This is a genomic window from Pseudomonas sp. 30_B (assembly GCF_017491605.1).
Classification (GTDB): Bacteria; Pseudomonadota; Gammaproteobacteria; order Pseudomonadales; family Pseudomonadaceae; genus Pseudomonas.
On sequence record NZ_JAFGYY010000150.1, the window covers coordinates 1 to 541 of the forward strand.

A 541-nucleotide genomic window follows, 5' to 3' on the forward strand; every position below is an offset into this window, starting at 1 on the left:
CTGCGCGGCTACGGCAACCTCATTATCATCAAGCACGACGCAACTTATCTCACGGCGTATGCACACAATCGCGCTTTGATGGTAAAAGAGGGGGACGCGGTGACGAAAGGCCAGAAGATCGCAGAGATGGGCAATAGTGATTCCGACCGCGTGATGCTGCATTTCGAGGTTCGCCGGCAGGGTAAACCTGTCGATCCGCTGAAGTATTTGCCGCCTCAATAAACGAGACGACCATGCCGAAATCGAAGCGCCACGATCCGCAAGCCGAGTCTGAGAAGATCAGTCGAGCCAAGCAAGCATCGGTAGAGCGAACTGGTGCTTCAGCGGACGAGGACGAAGACGCCGCCGACAATGAACGCGACTACGAGTCGCGCGATGCGGATCCGGACGAATCGGGCGAGGGGCGCGGCGACGCGCAGCCCGATCTGGACGACTTCCGGGCGCTTCTGCAAGCCGAGCTCACCGCCGATACGATCCAGCACTACCTGAACCGCATCAGCGTGAAGCCGCTGTTGACGGTCGAGGAAGAGCAGCGCTACTC

At 59.3% G+C, this 541-nt stretch carries 2 protein-coding genes; both read left to right on the plus strand.

From position 1 onward, the window contains the following. On the plus strand, positions 1–222 hold a 222-nt coding region (locus J5M67_RS27665), incomplete at its 5' end, for a M23 family metallopeptidase (protein WP_207888575.1). Positions 223–233: 11 nt separating this feature from the next. Next, positions 234–541: sigma-70 factor domain-containing protein (locus tag J5M67_RS27670; protein WP_207888576.1), on the plus strand; the 308-nt coding region annotated here is incomplete at its 3' end.